Source organism: Pseudomonas lactucae (assembly GCF_016937615.1).
GTDB lineage: Bacteria > Pseudomonadota > Gammaproteobacteria > Pseudomonadales > Pseudomonadaceae > Aquipseudomonas > Aquipseudomonas lactucae.
Genome location: NZ_JAFHKI010000106.1, coordinates 1 through 15,850 on the forward strand (window position 1 = coordinate 1; position 15,850 = coordinate 15,850).

The following is a 15,850-nucleotide window of genomic DNA, read 5'->3' on the forward strand; positions in this document are numbered from 1 at the left end:
CCACATTTGACCGAGTACGACCGCAGCAATAATAAGAAACCGGAGAACAACCATGTCCCTTAGCGTGTTCGACCTGTTCAAGATTGGCATCGGCCCCTCCAGCTCCCACACCGTCGGCCCGATGCGCGCCGCCGCTCGATTTGTCGAGGGCCTCAAGCGCGACAACCTGTTGAGCACCACCACCGGCATCAAGGTGGAACTCTACGGGTCGCTGGGCGCCACCGGCAAAGGCCACGGCAGTGACAAGGCCGTACTGCTTGGCCTCGAAGGCGAACACCCGGACACCGTGAATACCGAAACCGTCGCCGCGCGCCTCTTGGCGATGCGCAGCAACGGCCATTTGAACCTGCTCGGCGAACACCGTATTGCGTTCAACGAGAAAGAACACCTGGCGATGATTCGCAAACCCCTCGCCTACCACCCCAACGGCATGATCTTTCGCGCTTTCGATGCAGCCGGCATCCAGATCCGCAGCCGCGAGTACTACTCGGTTGGCGGCGGTTTTGTGGTGGATGAAGACGCCGCCGGCGCCGACCGGATTGTCGAGGACACCACCCCTCTGACCTTCCCGTTCAAGCACGCCAAGGACCTGCTCGGTCATTGCACCACCTATGGCCTGTCGATCAGCCAAGTGATGCTGACCAATGAAAGTGCCTGGCGCCCGGAAGCGCAAACCCGCGCCGGCCTGTTGAACATCTGGCAAGTGATGCAGGACTGCGTGGACGCGGGCTGTCGCAATGAAGGGATCCTGCCGGGGGGCTTGAAGGTCAAGCGGCGCGCGGCGGCCCTGCATCGCCAGTTATGCAAACACCCGGAGACGTCGCTGCGCGACCCGTTGTCGGTGCTCGATTGGGTGAACCTGTATGCGCTGGCGGTCAACGAAGAGAACGCCAACGGTGGGCGCGTGGTCACCGCGCCCACGAACGGTGCCGCCGGGATTGTGCCGGCGGTACTGCATTACTACATGCGTTTTATCCCCGGCGCGAACGAAGACGGCGTGGTGCGCTTTCTGCTCACCGCCGCCGCCATCGGCATTCTGTACAAGGAAAACGCCTCGATCTCCGGTGCCGAAGTCGGCTGCCAGGGCGAAGTCGGCGTGGCCTGTTCCATGGCCGCGGGTGCCTTGTGCGAAGTGTTGGGCGGCAGCGTGTCGCAGGTGGAAAACGCCGCCGAGATCGGCATGGAACACAACCTCGGCCTCACCTGCGACCCGATTGGCGGGCTGGTGCAGGTGCCCTGTATCGAGCGCAACGCCATGGGCTCGGTCAAGGCGATCAATGCGGTGCGCATGGCCTTGCGCGGTGACGGACAGCACTTCGTGTCCCTCGACAAGGTGATCCGCACGATGCGCCAGACCGGCGCCGATATGAAAAGCAAATACAAGGAAACCGCCCGTGGCGGTTTGGCGGTCAACATTATCGAGTGCTGACGCCTCAAGGCGCGCCGGCACGTTTTTCAGGAGCTGAACATGTCCACCGAAACCCTGTTGAAAACCCCTTTGCACGCGCTGCACCTGGAACTGGGTGCGCGCATGGTGCCCTTCGCCGGCTACGACATGCCGGTGCAGTACCCGCTGGGCGTGATGAAGGAACACTTGCACACCCGTGATCAGGCCGGGTTGTTCGATGTCTCCCACATGGGCCAGATCCGCCTCACCGGTGCCAACGCGGCCAAGGCCCTGGAAACCCTGGTCCCCGTCGACATCATCGACCTGCCGGTGGGCATGCAGCGCTACGCCATGTTCACCAACGAACAAGGCGGCATTCTCGACGACCTGATGGTCGCCAACCTGGGCAACGACGAACTGTTCCTGGTGGTCAACGCCGCCTGCAAGGACCAGGACCTGGCGCACCTGCGCGCGCACATCGGCGACCAGTGCACCGTCGAGCCACTGTTCGAAGCCCGCGCGCTGCTGGCCCTGCAAGGTCCGGCCGCGGTGAAAGTGCTGGCGCGCCTGGCACCGGAAGTCAGCAAGATGACCTTCATGCAGTTCGCCGCGCTGCGCCTGCTGGGCGTGGACTGCTACGTCAGCCGTTCAGGCTACACCGGCGAAGACGGTTTTGAGATCTCGGTACCGGCGCAAAGCGCCGAAAGCCTGGCGCGCAGCCTGCTGGCCGAAACCGAAGTCGAGGCCATTGGCCTGGGCGCCCGTGATTCCCTGCGCCTGGAAGCCGGCCTGTGCCTGTATGGCCACGACATGAACGCCGAAACCACGCCGATCGAGGCCAGCCTGCTGTGGGCAATTTCCAAGGCCCGTCGTGCCGACGGCGCACGTGCAGGCGGCTTCCCCGGCGCCGAGCGCATCTTCACCCAGCAGCAAACCGGCGTCAGCCGCAAACGCGTCGGCCTGCTGCCGCAAGAGCGCACGCCGGTGCGTGAAGGCGCGGAAATCGTCGACGCACAGGGCACCGTGATCGGCAGCGTGTGCAGCGGCGGTTTTGGCCCATCCCTGGGCGGCCCTCTGGCCATGGGTTACCTGGACAGCGCATTCACCGCACTGGATACCGAAGTGTCCGCATTGGTGCGTGGGAAAAAGGTGCCACTTCGTGTAAGTAAAATGCCATTTGTGCCGCAGCGTTACTATCGCGGCTGAGTCACTGTTCCCATAAGTAACGCGGTTGCGTAAGCGCGCACTAAGCTGTAACGCAACCGCCATAAAACAGTGCACTCACGATAGTCATTGTTATAGGTATCCACCTATAACAAGTGACCAACTCTATTGAATAAGTCGGTTCCTGATTACTCAACCAAGCGTCATGAAACCGAGCAAAACCTGGGGTTTGCCAGGGGTTGTTTTTTTCATATTAGTTGGCGTAGAGTTTGCTCACTGTGTTTGCATGGGTCGCTTGGAACCTGGACCTGGGCAGTAGCTGAAGTCGTTATGCTACAACCCGTTCGATGTCTCTTACTTTCCTGCAACCCAGCCCAGTACTCTTTCATGTGAAAGGGGCTGTCATTAATTTTAGCGTCAAAGGAAAGAAGAAAATGGCTGATCGTCAGAGCGGTACCGTCAAGTGGTTCAACGACGAGAAAGGGTTTGGTTTTATTACGCCGGAGAGCGGTCCGGATCTGTTCGTGCATTTCCGCGCCATTCAGGGCAACGGCTTCAAGAGCCTCAAGGAAGGCCAGAAAGTGACCTTCGTTGCTGTGCAAGGCCAAAAAGGCATGCAGGCTGACGAAGTACAAGCAGAAGGCTGATCCCTCCTGCGACAAAAAGCCCCTGATATGACATCAGGGGCTTTTTTATGGGCGCGATTCCGTAAACTGCGTTTTTCCTTCCGAGAGCCCTGCCATGCCCAACTCCCTGCTAAGCCCCCAGGGCGAATTTCCCGCTGTTGGCCTGGGCCGTCGTCTGGCAGCGATGTTCTATGACTTTTTGCTGTGCACCGCCCTGCTGATCGTCACCGCGTTTATCTACAAGCTGGTGTGGATCGCCTTCGTCGGCGAAGCAAAAATGCGCACCCTCACCGAATCCGGCGCACTGGACGGTGACCCGTTGCTGTCGACAATCCTGTTGTTTGTGCTGTTTGGCTTCTTTGCCAAGTTCTGGACCCATTCCGGACAGACCCTGGGCATGCAGGTGTGGGGCGTGCGCGTGCAGAACGCCGACGGCTCACGCATCAGCCTGTGGCAGGCGTTGTTGCGCTTTGTGGTGTCGATTGCGTCGTGGTTGTGCGTGGGGCTGGGGTTTATCTGGTCGCTGTTCGATAAGAACAAACGCAGTTGGCATGACATCTATTCGGACACGCAGTTGGTGCGGATCCCGAAGCAAAAGAAGTAACCCCTGCCAAGTGACAATCAACCTGTGGGAGGGGCGGTGCGACGATTCGACTTGCTCCCTCCCACATTTTTGACCGAGCCCGCCTCGGCTCAGGCGTTGCCGGCCAGTTTCAGGCGTGCCGCCTGGGTAAAGTCCAACATGCGCTTGAGCGGGCGCACAGCCTGCGGAATCAACGACGGCTCGACGAAGATCTCGTTGCTGCCCTCGCGCAGGCACTGCAAGGTGCGCTCCAGCGTGTTCATCGCCATCCACGGGCAATGTGCGCAACTGCGGCACGCGGCGCCGTTGCCGGCCGTCGGCGCTTCGATAAACACTTTGTCCGGGCACAGCTGCTGCATCTTGTAGAAGATGCCGCGATCGGTCGCCACGATAAAGGTCGTGTTCGGCAAACGCTGCGCCGCCGCGATCAACTGGCTGGTGGAACCTACCGCGTCCGCCAGTTCGATCACCGATGTCGGGGATTCGGGGTGCACCAGGATCGCCGCGTCCGGGTACAACGCCTTCATGTCTTCCAACTGCTTGGACTTGAACTCTTCGTGACGATGCACGCACCGTCCCACAGCAGCATGTCGGCCCCGGTCTGGCGCTGGATGTAAGTGCCCAGGTGCTTGTCCGGGCCCCAGATAATGGTCTCGCCGTTATCCATCAGGCTTTCGACGATTTCCAGCGCGCAGCTGGAAGTCACCACCCAATCGGCCCGCGCCTTGACCGCCGCCGAGGTGTTGGCATACACCACCACGGTGCGCTCCGGATGCTGGTCGCAGAACGCCGAAAACTCATCCACCGGACAGCCAAGATCCAGGGAGCATGTGGCTTCCAGGGTCGGCATGAGGATGCGTTTTTCAGGGGTGAGGATCTTGGCGGTCTCGCCCATGAAACGCACGCCGGCGACCAGTACGGTCTTGGCCGGGTGGGCGGCGCCGAAGCGCGCCATTTCCAGGGAGTCGGAGACACAACCGCCGGTTTCTTCGGCGAGGGCCTGGATCACCGGGTCACAGTAGAAGTGCGCCACCAGTACCGCGTCCTGAGCCTTGAGCTCGGCGGCGATGGCGGCGCGCAGGCTTGCCTCTTCGTCGGCGCTGAGGGCCTTGGGCTGCTTGGCGTCGAGGTGGGCTTGAACCAGTAGGCGTTCGGAAATATGCGTCATGTTCGCAAGACCTGCAGGCGCAGTTGCGCGAAAGTCGAGTGTACCACCGGCTCAGGAGCCCTACGGGCGCCGCCGGACGAAGTGAGTGTGTTCATCAAGCACGGTTGAAGCTGCGCAAGGCTACAGAATATCCAATGGTTTCAAAAGCCTAATCTGGCATTCGAGGGTAAGTCTATCGGGCAAAAAAAAAGGAAACCCCGTGTTGGGGTTTCCCGTTTTTTCATTGCACCCTCAGCGTGCCAGGGCGGACGGATCTTCCTGCAACATCACCGATTCATGCAGGGTCGTCAGGGCATCCTTCAAGGTGGACTCTTGTAGCGCATCCTTGGACTTCCTGCTCTCCTTGGCCGCGAATTCCAACAGCACCAGGTAGTCACGCTGCGCCGAGGCTTGTTTGGGCACGAAGCTCTCATCCACCCGCTTGCCCAGTACGTACTTCTGCGTGCGGGTGGTCTGGCTTGCCTCTTGGGAAACGGAAGCGTTGGTCAGCAGGCCATTCTTGTAGGAAAGATTGGCCGAACTTGTGGCCTTGTCCTCGACTTGAACGTAAAGATAGTTTTGCGAGTTTTGATCGCGCCCCAGACTCGGATTTTTACTGCCATCAAGGCCTTGGTGATAGCTGGCCGAGAGGCTCGACTTCTGGTCCTGGGTGACGCTGCGATCCAACGCGCTGGTGCCGCTGACACGGGTTTTCTGCGACACGTTATAGGCAAAACTGTCGATTTCAGCCGGGCGCATCGGGTTGGAGGATTCACTGGCCTGCCTGATGGACGCCTTGAAGTCGGCCAGGCCGGTCAGCAAGCTCTGGTCGGTCGGGTTGAGGGTCAACGCCTCAGCAACGCCGGGGTCCTGCGGATAATTGCTGTTCATGGCGCTGAACGCGTCCTTGAACATCGTCATCAGTTGCGCCTTCGCATTGCCACGCTCCTGAACCCGATCAAACTGTGCCAGGTAGCTTTTCAGCGCCTTGGCCTGTTGCTGAGCGTTGCCCAGAATCGCCGCGTTTTTCAGGTCCACGGACAGGTCCAATTCGCCATCCGGACCGCTCATGCGTGTGCTGCGGCTTTGACTGTCCGCATGAAAGGCCAGGGTCTGGTCCTGCCCTGCCGAGGTTTTCAGTCTGGCGTTGAGGTCAACCGAGGCCAGCACCTTCGAGTCGAATTGGGTCAAGTTGCTTAAATCAAGCCTGGGCGGCATGGCGGTAAGACCGTCTACCGCCGCCTGGAACGCACCGCCCAGTTGACCGACGGCCTTGAGTTCGTCAGCAGTCAACTCACCACCGTCCACGGTGGCCTGCACGCCCAAGCCGTCGCTCTGGCTGGACAGGCTGAAGGTGACGGTCTTGCCGCTGGCCGTCTTGATACTCAGGCTGACCTGGTTGTCGGCCTTGCTGTGCAGCAACGACTGGTCGATTTTGATCTCGCCGGCGTTTTCCGCACGATCGGCGCTGGCGTAGAGCACGGACTGGGAAATGTCGCTGCCGTCCTTGGCGAACTGCTCAAGCAAGCCTGCGCCCAGGCCATTGAAGCGGCTGGCTGTGGACAAAGAGTTGAAGTTGGTACCCATCGTTTTGCCGAGCGCGTTCTGGCTGTCGCTTTCCCAGGCACGTACGCTTTCGTGACCCGGTAACTGTCCGCGGCGCGAATAGGTATCGGCGAATGTGTCGGAGACGGCATTGCCCAGACTGACCACTGAGGAGGGGCGCGCAGAGAGGGTGTCGCTGCTTTGCATCGGCGTCGCGGCAAGGCTCTCTGGTCTGCGAACAATGAGAGGGGCGGCGGCAATAACGGGTGAAAGAGTGGTCATGAGACGATCCATGTCTTGAACTGAACAGCCTTTAATTTAACCAAGACAGAGATCGATTGACAGCCAATAATGGCGAAGCGCCAGGTCAAAAAGCCGGCACGCTCTCATTAAGGTGCAATTGGACGCGGTAAGTAACCGATGGCAGTGACGAAAGGTGCCTTTTCACAAGGCAAAAAAAAACCCGGAAATCCTCACTTGCGTGGGCCTTCCGGATTTTCTAAACCGCCAAAAATGGTGGGTCGTGTGGGATTCGAACCTACGACCAATTGGTTAAAAGCCAACTGCTCTACCAACTGAGCTAACGACCCGCTGTGTGGTGGCGCGTATAATACTGATTTCTAAGGATTATTCAACACCTTATTTTAAAAAAACCTGAAATAACCTGTCAGGGCCATCACGGCGGCTGTTTGCGTGCCCTCTCAACGCCCCGGTTCGTCGTTCCACAGGTACTTGTGCAACTGCAATTGCAGACGTACCGGCAGGTTGTCCGCCACCACCCAGTCCGCCAGCTCGCGTGCATTCAGGTCGTGATGGCTTGGGGAAAACAGCACCTCACCCGCGCGACGCTCCAGACCGTACTGGATCAGCTTGGAGGTGGCCCAGTCATAATCGTCACGGGAACAGATGACGAACTTGACCTGATCGTTGGGCGTCAGCAGTTCGATGTTCTCGTAGCGGTTACGGTGCGCCTCTTTGGAGTCCGGCGTCTTGAGGTCGACCACTCGGCTGACCCGCGGATCGACAGCGGAAATATCCAGGGCGCCGCTGGTTTCCAGGGACACTTCGTAGCCGGCGTCACACAACTGCTTGAGCAAGGGGATGGCGTTGGGCTGTGCCAGCGGCTCGCCGCCCGTGACACAGACGTAGCGCGGGTTGTAACCGGCCACCTGCTCCAAGATGTCGTCGAGGGTGCGCACGGTACCGCCACTGAAGGCGTAGGCGCTGTCGCAGTACTGGCAACGCAACGGGCAACCGGTCAAGCGCACAAAGACTGTGGGCAGGCCGGCGGTGCGCGTTTCACCCTGTAACGAGTAAAAAACTTCGGTAATGCGTAGTGTGTCTTGCATAGTCGCCACGGGCGTAACAGCTGAACAGGCTGTCCGCCTCCGTCAGGCACTTCAAGGAACCCCGCCAACGCGTGGGCCCCAAGGAGCGTATTTCATAAAAGGGCGTGGATTCTAACGAAAAAACCCGCGCCAGGCGCGGGTTTCTTCTAAACGGGCGGCATCGCTTACAAGCGCTGCAGGTCCCGTTGAGCCAACTGGGCAGCGGAAGTACCCGGATATTGGGCTACGACCTGCTGCAGAATGCCTTTGACCTTGTCGGTATGACCCAGGCGGCGTTCTACGTCAGCGAGTTTGTACAGCGAATCCGGCACCTTGGCATGCTTGGGATACAGTTGGCTGACCTTGGCAAACGCTTGGCCCGCGCCCTGCAAATCACCCTTGGCCAGGTTGACCTCGCCCAGCCAGTATTGGGCATTGCCCGCGTACTGGCTGTTCGGGTATTTGCGCAGGAACGCGCTGAATGCCTGGCTGGCTTTGTCGAAATCCTTGGCTTTGATCAGGTCGAAGGCTGCATCGTAATACAGTTTTTCCTTCGCCGGATCACCCGGTTCGCTGCTGGCGGCAGGGGCTTGGCTGGCAGCCGCCCCCGCTGCCGCACCACCGATGGCGGCACTGGGCGCGCCACCGGCAGAAGAATTATCAGGAGTAGCGGCAGGTGCAGCACCGGCTCCTATACGTCGATCAAGATCCTGGTAACGCTCCAGGCCTTCTTGCTTGAGCTGGTTAACCTGGTTCTGCAGCACTTCAATGGCGCCTTGTTGCTGCGCGATTTGATCCTGCATGCGTTGCAGCTGGTTGAACAGTTCGCCCTGTGCCGAGGGGGCGGACGTAGCCGCTCCCCCAGCATAGGCGCCGTTCGTGCCATAACCCGCTGGCGGATAACTGCTCCCGCTATTGTTATAGCCAGAGTTGCTATCCGTTACAGGAACCGCAGCCCACACCGCAAGCGGTGCGAAGCTGAGAGCCAATACAGTTAGAGCACGACGGCACGTTCGCATGACGAATTACTTACGCAGTTCGACGCGACGGTTTTGAGCCCAGGACTGCTCGTCGTGGCCAGTAGCAACTGGACGCTCTTTACCGTAGGAAACCAGTTCCAGTTGGCCTGGAGCAACACCTTGCAGTACCAGGTAGCGCTGAACGGCTTTCGCACGACGCTCGCCCAGTGCCATGTTGTACTCGCGAGTACCACGTTCGTCGGTGTTACCTTCCAGAACAACGCGAGCGCCGTTAGCTTTCAGGTCTTTCGCGTGAACGTCCAGAGCGCGCATGGCTTCTGGTTTCAGGTCCGAACTGTCGTATTCGAAGTAGAAAGTGGTGATAGCGCGCAGAGCAGCTTCTTCGCTCAGGGAACCGTCAACGGCACCCGAGTTAGCGCCGTAACCAGCGTTTGGATCAACAGCTGCGCCTTCACCGGCATTGTCGCCGCCTTTGGACGAGCAACCAACGGCTACGGACAGAGCCAGAGCCAGAGCAGCAAACTTACCAAACTTCAGCATTTCCATCGTGAAACTCCTAATGAACCCCAGTGTGTTAAGCAAATCTTTTTGTAGCGCCGCGTCAGTTCAGGTAAGGGGACCAGGATGGTTCTCTGACTTCGCCTTGTGCGGTAGGAAGCGGGAGCCTTACGCGTCCATTAATGGACACGAGCATCAAGACTCCCCGGCCCTGCTGGCGGGTGGCGTAGATTACCATGGTGCCGTTGGGCGCAACAGTGGCTGACTCATCAAGGTTGGTATCTGTAAGGATTTTTACCGTTCCACGCTGCAAATCCTGGGCCGCAACCCGGAAATTAGTGAAACCATCCTGACGGTGAATCATCACCAACGTCTTTTCATCGGCCGAAAGCTTCGGATTGGCGTTGTAGTTACCAATAAAGGTCACACGCTCCGCGCCACCGCCGCCTACGCTCGTTTTGTAGATTTGTGGCTTGCCGCCGCGATCGGAGGTGAAGTAGATGGTCGAACCATCCTTACCCCAGAACGGTTCGGTATTGATGCCCGGGCCACTGGTCACGCGAGTGATCTGGCGCGAAGCCATGTTCATCACGTAGATATCCGGGTTGCCGTCCTTGGACAGCACGAACGCCAGGCGCGAACCATCCGGCGACCAGGCTGGCGCACCGTTGAGACCTTCGAAGTTGGTGATCTGCTCACGACGGCCGGTATCGATGTGCTGAACGAAGATACGCGGGCGCTTCTGTTCGAAAGACACATAGGCAATACGCTTGCCGTCCGGTGCGAAACGCGGCGACAGGATCGGCTCACGCGATTGCAGCAAGGTCACGGCCCGCGCACCGTCGTAGTCCGAACGCTGCAGGGTGTAGCGCGTGTTGTCCACGGAGAAACGCTCAGCCGTTACATACAGCAGACGTGTGGAGAACGCACCTTTGATACCGGTGAGTTTTTCAAACGACTGGTCCGAGATGTAGTGGGCCATGTCCCGCAGTTGTTCGGCGGTGCCCGATACGCTGCCGGTCAGGACCTGCTGCTCGGTGGCCACGTTGAACAAGGTATAGGTGATCTGCAGGCGACCGCCGGCCGGCGTGATGTTGCCGACCATGAGGTACTGCGCGCCTACGGCCTTCCAGTCACGGAAGATGACTTCGCTGGCCTGGGTCGGCTGGCTGATCATGTTGCCTTTCGGAATTGGCGCGTAGTAGCCGGAGTTGCGCAGGTCGTCGCTGACGATCTGGGCCATGTCATCCGGCAGCACGCTGCCGCCCTGCCAACCGAACGGTACAACGGCGATCGGGGTGGCCCGATCGCTACCGCTGGTGACCAGGATGTTCTTTTCATCCGCCGCCGCTATCCCTGCCATACAGCAAATAACGACAAGCATTCCTCGAAGAAGGTTTCTCACAAGGCTAGATCCTCAGGTGTGAATGTCATCTTGAATGAACGATAGGGAGCGAAGTCGCTTGGTTTCATTCCCTGCATCTCGGTCAACCGGCCAATGTTCTTGACCGCGGCAACTGCCGAACTGTCGAACGATGGATCGCCACTGCCCTTGGCCACGCTGACCGAAGTCACCGTACCGTCCGGCAACATGCCGATCTGTAGCACTACTGTCATGCCCTTGCGTGCCGAAGGTGGACGTGTCCAGCCTTCCGCTGCCCGTGCCCGAATCAGGTCGTCGAAACTGCCCGCGACTTCATCGCCACGTTCATCGGCCAAGGCTTGCTGACGCTGCGGCGTGTCGGAGAGCAAATCCGCCAAGGCCTGGGCCTTTTTCTCTTCGGCGGATTTACGCGCTGCTTCCTGGGCCTTTTTCTTGGTGGCGTCGGCGGCAGCTTTCTTCTTCGCGTCGTCGGCGACTTTCTTTTTCGCCTCGTCTGCTTCAGCTTTTTTCTTGGCGTCTTCGGCGGCTTTCTTCTTCGCGTCTTCGACTATCTTTTTCTTGGCTTCTTCAGCGGCCTTTTTCTTGGCCTCTTCTTCGGCAGCCTTTTTGGCTTCCTCTTCCGATTTCTTCTTGGCTATATCAGCCAATTGTTTCTCTTCGGCTTTTTTCGCTTCGGCAGCTTTATCGGCTTTCTTGGCTTCGTCAGCCTTTTTCGCCTCGTCAGCCTTCTTGGCTTCATCAGCCTTTTTCGATTCCTCGGCCTTTTGAGCCGCCTCTTCTTTCTTTTGTTCCGCAGCAGCCTTCACCGCTTCCTGCTCGACCTTCTTCTGTTCCATCTGTTCGACTTCAGTCTGGCGCGCAGCCGACTTCTGGGCCTCACCCGCAATCTTTTGATTGGTCTGGGTGGTGGCCTGACTCTTCGATTTCAGCTGATACAGGGTCGCCTGCACGATCGGCTTGGCCGGCGGCAGATCCGGGGTCATGGCAAAGCTGACGAACAGCATGCCAAACACCAGGATGTGCAGGGCAATTGCCCAGACGCTAGGCCAGAAGTAGCTTTCCGAGGCGGACGGCTCTCGCTGTTGCTGCATCAGGGCGCCTCGGTAATCAAGCCAACGTTACCCACGCCGGCCTTCTGCAGCCCGCCCATGGCGCCCATGACGGAACCGTAGTCGACCGACTTGTCGCCGCGGATGAACACCTGGGTGTGCTTGCCGCCTTCGTTGCCGGAGCGAATGATCTTGGTCACCGCGTCGGTCATTGCCGGCAGGGTCAAGGCCTTGTCCTGCTGCTTCTGGGTGTCGACTTCGCTGCCGAGGTTCCAGTAGTAGGTCTTGTCTGCCTTGATCGAAATGGTCAGCACCTGGGTGTTGTTGTCCTGGGGCAAGGCTTCGCTGGATACCTTGGGCAGGTCAACCTTGACACCCTGGTTGAGCATCGGCGCGGTCACCATGAAGATCACCAGCAGCACCAGCATCACGTCGATGTAAGGCACTACGTTCATCTCGGCGACCGGCTTGCGCTTGGTTCGAGCTCGAGTGATTAAAGCCATCGGGGAGTACCTGCTTATTCTTCGCTGGTGTGCACTTTACGGTGCAGGATCGCCTGGAATTCATCGGCGAAGGTGTAGTAACGGCCAATCAGGTTTTCGCCGCGCGCGGCAAAACGGTTGTAGGCGATAACGGCCGGGATCGCGGCGAACAGGCCGATCGCGGTGGCGACCAGGGCTTCGGCGATACCCGGAGCCACGGTGGCCAGGGTGGCTTGCTGCGCCTGGGCCAGGCCGCGGAAGGAGTTCATGATCCCCCAGACGGTACCGAACAGGCCGATGTACGGGCTTACGGAGCCGACGGTGGCGAGGAACGGCAGGCTTTGCTCCAGCTTCTCTTCTTCGCGGGAAATGGCGACGCGCATGGCGCGGGCCACGCCTTCCATCACGGCTTCCGGGTCAACGCCTGGCTGCTGGCGCAGGCGCGAGAATTCCTTGAAGCCGGCGCGAAAGATCTGCTCGACGCCCGAGTCCGGGTCCGGGTTGCTGCCGGCCTGGCGATACAGCTTGGACAGGTCGATACCCGACCAGAAGCGCTCTTCAAAGCTCTCCAGGGCACGTCGACCGGCACGCAGCAGGTTGCTGCGCTGAAAAATCATGACCCAAGAGGTAACCGATGCGGCTACCAGGATCAGCATGACCAGTTGAACCACAACACTGGCATTGCTGACCAGGCTCCACATGGAGGAATGGTCGACGACGGTAGGTTCCACGCTAAATCTCCTGCTTTGATTGTTTACCCGCGCCGCTCACGGCGGCAAAGGCCGCACGTAGAGTTTCGGGAATGGCCCGAGGTTTCAAACTGTTGGTGCGCACACACGCCACCAGGAACTGCCCCTCACAGAGCAGCGTTGCATCCGTGGCCCGCCTGACCTGCTGCTTGAAACGCAGGCTGGCACGGTTCAATTCGATTACTTCAGCGCTGACCAGCAGTTCGTCGTCCAGTCGCGCCGGTGCGTGGTAACGCGCCTCGCTGGAATGCACGACGAACAACAGGTCCTCTCCCGCAAGCGTGGACTGGGCAAAGCCCAGCTCCCGTAGCCGCTCGGTTCGAGCCCGCTCCATGAACTTGAGGTAATTGACGTAATACACGATGCCGCCGGCATCGGTGTCCTCGTAATAAACGCGACAGCGATGTGCGAACGACTGATCCCCGTTTTGCGCGCGCATACTCTAGTGCTTACTCCTGAGGTTGCCAATCCGGATCGGCAACTGTTTTTGCATTCTCGAAGACATTTCCTACGACTGAATGACGACGCCAGACACTGGGACAGCACAAACCTTGAATAAATCGACGCGCGTCGCCTTTTTAATCGTCCACTGCATCGAGAAATTCGTCTACCGCAGGCATCTCACCCAATCGTGACGGAATGTTTAGCCCAAAGTGCAGATACGCATGGCGTGTCACCACCCGGCCCCTTGGCGTGCGCATGATGTAGCCCTGCTGGATCAGGTACGGCTCCAGCACATCTTCGATGGTATGGCGCTCCTCGCTGATGGCCGCCGCCAGGCTGTCGACGCCCACCGGGCCACCGTCGAATTTCTCGATCATGGTCAAGAGTAGACGCCGGTCCTGGTGATCGAAGCCATGCTCGTCCACATCCAACAGGTTCAACGCAAGGTCGGCCACGGCCTTGGTGATATGCCCCTTGGCCCGCACTTCGGCAAAATCGCGCACCCGGCGCAGCAAACGGTTGGCAATACGCGGCGTGCCACGGGCGCGACGGGCGATTTCAAACGCGCCTTCCGGGTCCAGGGGCAAGCCGAGAATGCTCGCAGAACGGCTGACGATGGTCGCCAGGTCCGCCGTGCTATAGAACTCCAGACGTTGAACAATGCCGAAACGGTCTCGCAACGGGTTGGTCAACATGCCCGCGCGCGTGGTTGCGCCCACCAGCGTGAACGGTGGCAGGTCGAGCTTGATCGAGCGTGCCGCCGGGCCTTCGCCGATCATGATGTCGAGCTGGAAGTCTTCCATGGCCGGGTACAGCACTTCTTCGACGATCGGCGACAACCGGTGAATCTCATCGATAAACAGCACATCGTGCGGTTCTAGGTTGGTCAGCAACGCCGCCAAATCGCCTGGACGCTCCAGCACCGGGCCGGAGGTGGACTTGATCGACACGCCCATTTCCTGGGCAATGATGTTCGCCAGGGTGGTTTTACCCAAGCCCGGCGGGCCGAAGATCAACGTGTGGTCCAGGGACTCGCTACGCCCGCGCGCGGCCTGGATGAACAGCTCCATTTGCTCGCGCACGGTGGGCTGGCCGATGTAGTCGGCCAGGCTCAGGGGGCGAATGGCGCGGTCCTGGACTTCTTCACGGTCGCGCGGGCCGGTGGCGGCGATCAGACGATCAGCTTCAATCACTTAAATCATTCCCTTCAGGGCTCGGCGGATCATATCTTCACTGCTCAGGTTCTTGTCCTTGATGGCCGACACGGCCTTGCTGGCTTCCTGCGGCTTGTAGCCCAGGGAGATCAGTGCACTGACCGCATCGCTTTCGGCGCTGGCGACCTGGCCCGCCGGCATGTCCGGCTGGTTCGGCACCAGCGCGAACATGCTCGGCACCACTTCCCAGGCTTTAAAGCGGTCCTTGAGTTCCACCAGCAGGCGCTCGGCGGTTTTCTTGCCCACGCCCGGCACCTTGGTCAGCGCCGAGGTGTCCTGGGCCGAGACGGCACGCACCAGTTCGTCCACTTCCAGGCTCGACATCAAGGCCAGGGCCAGTTTCGGCCCTACGCCATTGAGGCGAATCAACTCACGGAAGAAGTCGCGGTCACGCTTGCCAATGAAACCATAGAGCAATTGTGCGTCTTCGCGCACCACCAGGTGGGTGTGCAGCGTTATCGGCTCGCCGACCGACGGCAGGCGATACAGGGTGGTCATGGGCACTTCCAGCTCATACCCCAGCCCGTTCACATCCAGAATCAGGTGCGGCGGCTGTTTTTCAGCCAGGGTGCCGCGCAAGCGTCCAATCACGGTTCAGATCCTTAAAGCTTGGGGTCAGATCAAGGCCTGACCCGACATAACGATTGCGCTGATGCTATCAGAGACGCAGGCGCCCGCCACGACTGCGTGCCGTACCCAAGCCATGTGGCAGCAGGCTGGAACGGGTGTGGGCATGGCAAATGGCAATGGCCAGGGCGTCGGAGGCGTCGATCTGTGGCTTTGAGGTGAGCTTGAGCATGTGCATGACCATCATCTGCACCTGTTCTTTGTTGGCCGCACCGGTGCCGACCACGGCCTGTTTGACCTGGGTCGCGGTGTATTCGGCGATTTCCATGCCCTCCTCGGCCCCGGCAACAATCGCCGCGCCACGGGCCTGACCCAGTTTCAGCGCCGAGTCGGCGTTCTTGGCCATGAAGACTTTCTCGATACCCATTGTCACCGGGCCGTAGGTCTGGATCACCTCACGCACGCCGCGATACACAATCTGCAAACGCTCGGCCAGCTCGCCCGCGCCAGTACGGATGCAGCCCGAGGCGACGTAGACGCAGCCGCGCGGGGTGTGTTGCACCACGCCAAAACCGGTGATGCGCGAACCGGGGTCGATACCTAGGATTAAAGTCATAACGCCTGCGGTTAGGGTAAACACATTTTTTGATACGCAGAAGATCCAATGTGGGAGGGGGCTTGCTCCCGATGGCGGTGGAATCAG

At 59.6% G+C, this 15,850-nt stretch carries 16 protein-coding genes, 1 tRNA gene and 1 pseudogene; 4 read left to right on the top strand and 14 right to left on the bottom strand.

What is annotated here, in order from left to right; translation table 11 throughout:
• The first annotated feature begins 52 nt into the window (after positions 1-52).
• The 4 genes from JWR98_RS19660 (at position 53) to JWR98_RS19675 (ending at position 3,781) form a co-directional block, all read left to right on the top strand.
• Positions 53-1,429: an L-serine ammonia-lyase gene (locus tag JWR98_RS19660; RefSeq protein WP_078734466.1), complete on the top strand. Its 1,377-nt coding sequence runs from the start codon at positions 53-55 to the stop codon at positions 1,427-1,429.
• A gap of 39 nt (positions 1,430-1,468) precedes the next feature.
• Entirely contained in the window at positions 1,469-2,593 is a 1,125-nt protein-coding gene (gene gcvT / locus JWR98_RS19665) for a glycine cleavage system aminomethyltransferase GcvT (RefSeq protein WP_078734467.1), read from the top strand.
• Positions 2,594-2,985: 392 nt separating this feature from the next.
• Positions 2,986-3,198 (top strand): cold-shock protein, encoded by a 213-nt coding sequence (locus JWR98_RS19670; RefSeq protein WP_014339904.1) that lies wholly within the window; start codon positions 2,986-2,988, stop codon positions 3,196-3,198.
• Between the two features lie 94 nt (positions 3,199-3,292).
• Complete coding sequence (locus JWR98_RS19675) at positions 3,293-3,781, top strand: RDD family protein (protein WP_078734468.1); 489 nt, start codon at positions 3,293-3,295, stop codon at positions 3,779-3,781.
• A gap of 89 nt (positions 3,782-3,870) precedes the next feature.
• Here JWR98_RS19675 and nadA read toward each other — a convergent pair.
• The 14 genes and pseudogenes from nadA to ruvC form a co-directional block, all read right to left on the bottom strand.
• Positions 3,871-4,928: pseudogene (nadA, locus tag JWR98_RS19680) on the bottom strand (quinolinate synthase NadA).
• Positions 4,929-5,159: 231 nt separating this feature from the next.
• Entirely contained in the window at positions 5,160-6,734 is a 1,575-nt protein-coding gene (locus JWR98_RS19685) for a lactate dehydrogenase (RefSeq protein ID WP_205490987.1), read from the bottom strand.
• A gap of 232 nt (positions 6,735-6,966) precedes the next feature.
• Positions 6,967-7,042, bottom strand: a tRNA-Lys gene (locus JWR98_RS19690).
• 111 nt (positions 7,043-7,153) lie between these two features.
• A complete protein-coding gene (queE, locus tag JWR98_RS19695) occupies positions 7,154-7,801 on the bottom strand; it encodes a 7-carboxy-7-deazaguanine synthase QueE (protein ID WP_078734471.1) in 648 nt (215 codons plus the stop codon).
• Positions 7,802-7,965: 164 nt separating this feature from the next.
• Complete coding sequence (ybgF, locus tag JWR98_RS19700; protein ID WP_078734472.1) at positions 7,966-8,799, bottom strand: tol-pal system protein YbgF; 834 nt, start codon at positions 8,797-8,799, stop codon at positions 7,966-7,968.
• A 6-nt stretch (positions 8,800-8,805) separates the two neighbouring features.
• Positions 8,806-9,306: a peptidoglycan-associated lipoprotein Pal gene (pal, locus tag JWR98_RS19705; RefSeq protein ID WP_003175795.1), complete on the bottom strand. Its 501-nt coding sequence runs from the start codon at positions 9,304-9,306 to the stop codon at positions 8,806-8,808.
• 55 nt (positions 9,307-9,361) lie between these two features.
• Positions 9,362-10,642: a Tol-Pal system beta propeller repeat protein TolB gene (gene tolB, locus JWR98_RS19710; protein WP_179119953.1), complete on the bottom strand. Its 1,281-nt coding sequence runs from the start codon at positions 10,640-10,642 to the stop codon at positions 9,362-9,364.
• A gap of 17 nt (positions 10,643-10,659) precedes the next feature.
• Positions 10,660-11,733 (bottom strand): cell envelope integrity protein TolA, encoded by a 1,074-nt coding sequence (tolA, locus tag JWR98_RS19715; RefSeq protein ID WP_078734474.1) that lies wholly within the window; start codon positions 11,731-11,733, stop codon positions 10,660-10,662.
• A complete protein-coding gene (gene tolR, locus JWR98_RS19720; protein WP_160384999.1) occupies positions 11,733-12,185 on the bottom strand; it encodes a protein TolR in 453 nt (150 codons plus the stop codon). Before tolR ends, tolA begins: the two co-directional genes overlap by 1 nt.
• A gap of 23 nt (positions 12,186-12,208) precedes the next feature.
• The gene (tolQ, locus tag JWR98_RS19725; RefSeq protein WP_003175799.1) at positions 12,209-12,904 is read right to left on the bottom strand and encodes a protein TolQ; all 696 of its coding nucleotides are present in this window, start codon (positions 12,902-12,904) and stop codon (positions 12,209-12,211) included.
• Between the two features lies 1 nt (position 12,905).
• Positions 12,906-13,361 (bottom strand): tol-pal system-associated acyl-CoA thioesterase, encoded by a 456-nt coding sequence (gene ybgC / locus JWR98_RS19730; protein ID WP_003175800.1) that lies wholly within the window; start codon positions 13,359-13,361, stop codon positions 12,906-12,908.
• Between the two features lie 139 nt (positions 13,362-13,500).
• Positions 13,501-14,559: a Holliday junction branch migration DNA helicase RuvB gene (ruvB, locus tag JWR98_RS19735; RefSeq protein ID WP_017529216.1), complete on the bottom strand. Its 1,059-nt coding sequence runs from the start codon at positions 14,557-14,559 to the stop codon at positions 13,501-13,503.
• Entirely contained in the window at positions 14,560-15,171 is a 612-nt protein-coding gene (gene ruvA / locus JWR98_RS19740; protein WP_003175802.1) for a Holliday junction branch migration protein RuvA, read from the bottom strand.
• A gap of 67 nt (positions 15,172-15,238) precedes the next feature.
• Positions 15,239-15,763 carry a crossover junction endodeoxyribonuclease RuvC gene (gene ruvC, locus JWR98_RS19745; protein ID WP_024077147.1) on the bottom strand — a complete coding sequence of 175 codons (525 nt, stop codon included), beginning with the start codon at positions 15,761-15,763 and terminating at the stop codon, positions 15,239-15,241.
• Positions 15,764-15,850 lie beyond the last annotated feature (87 nt).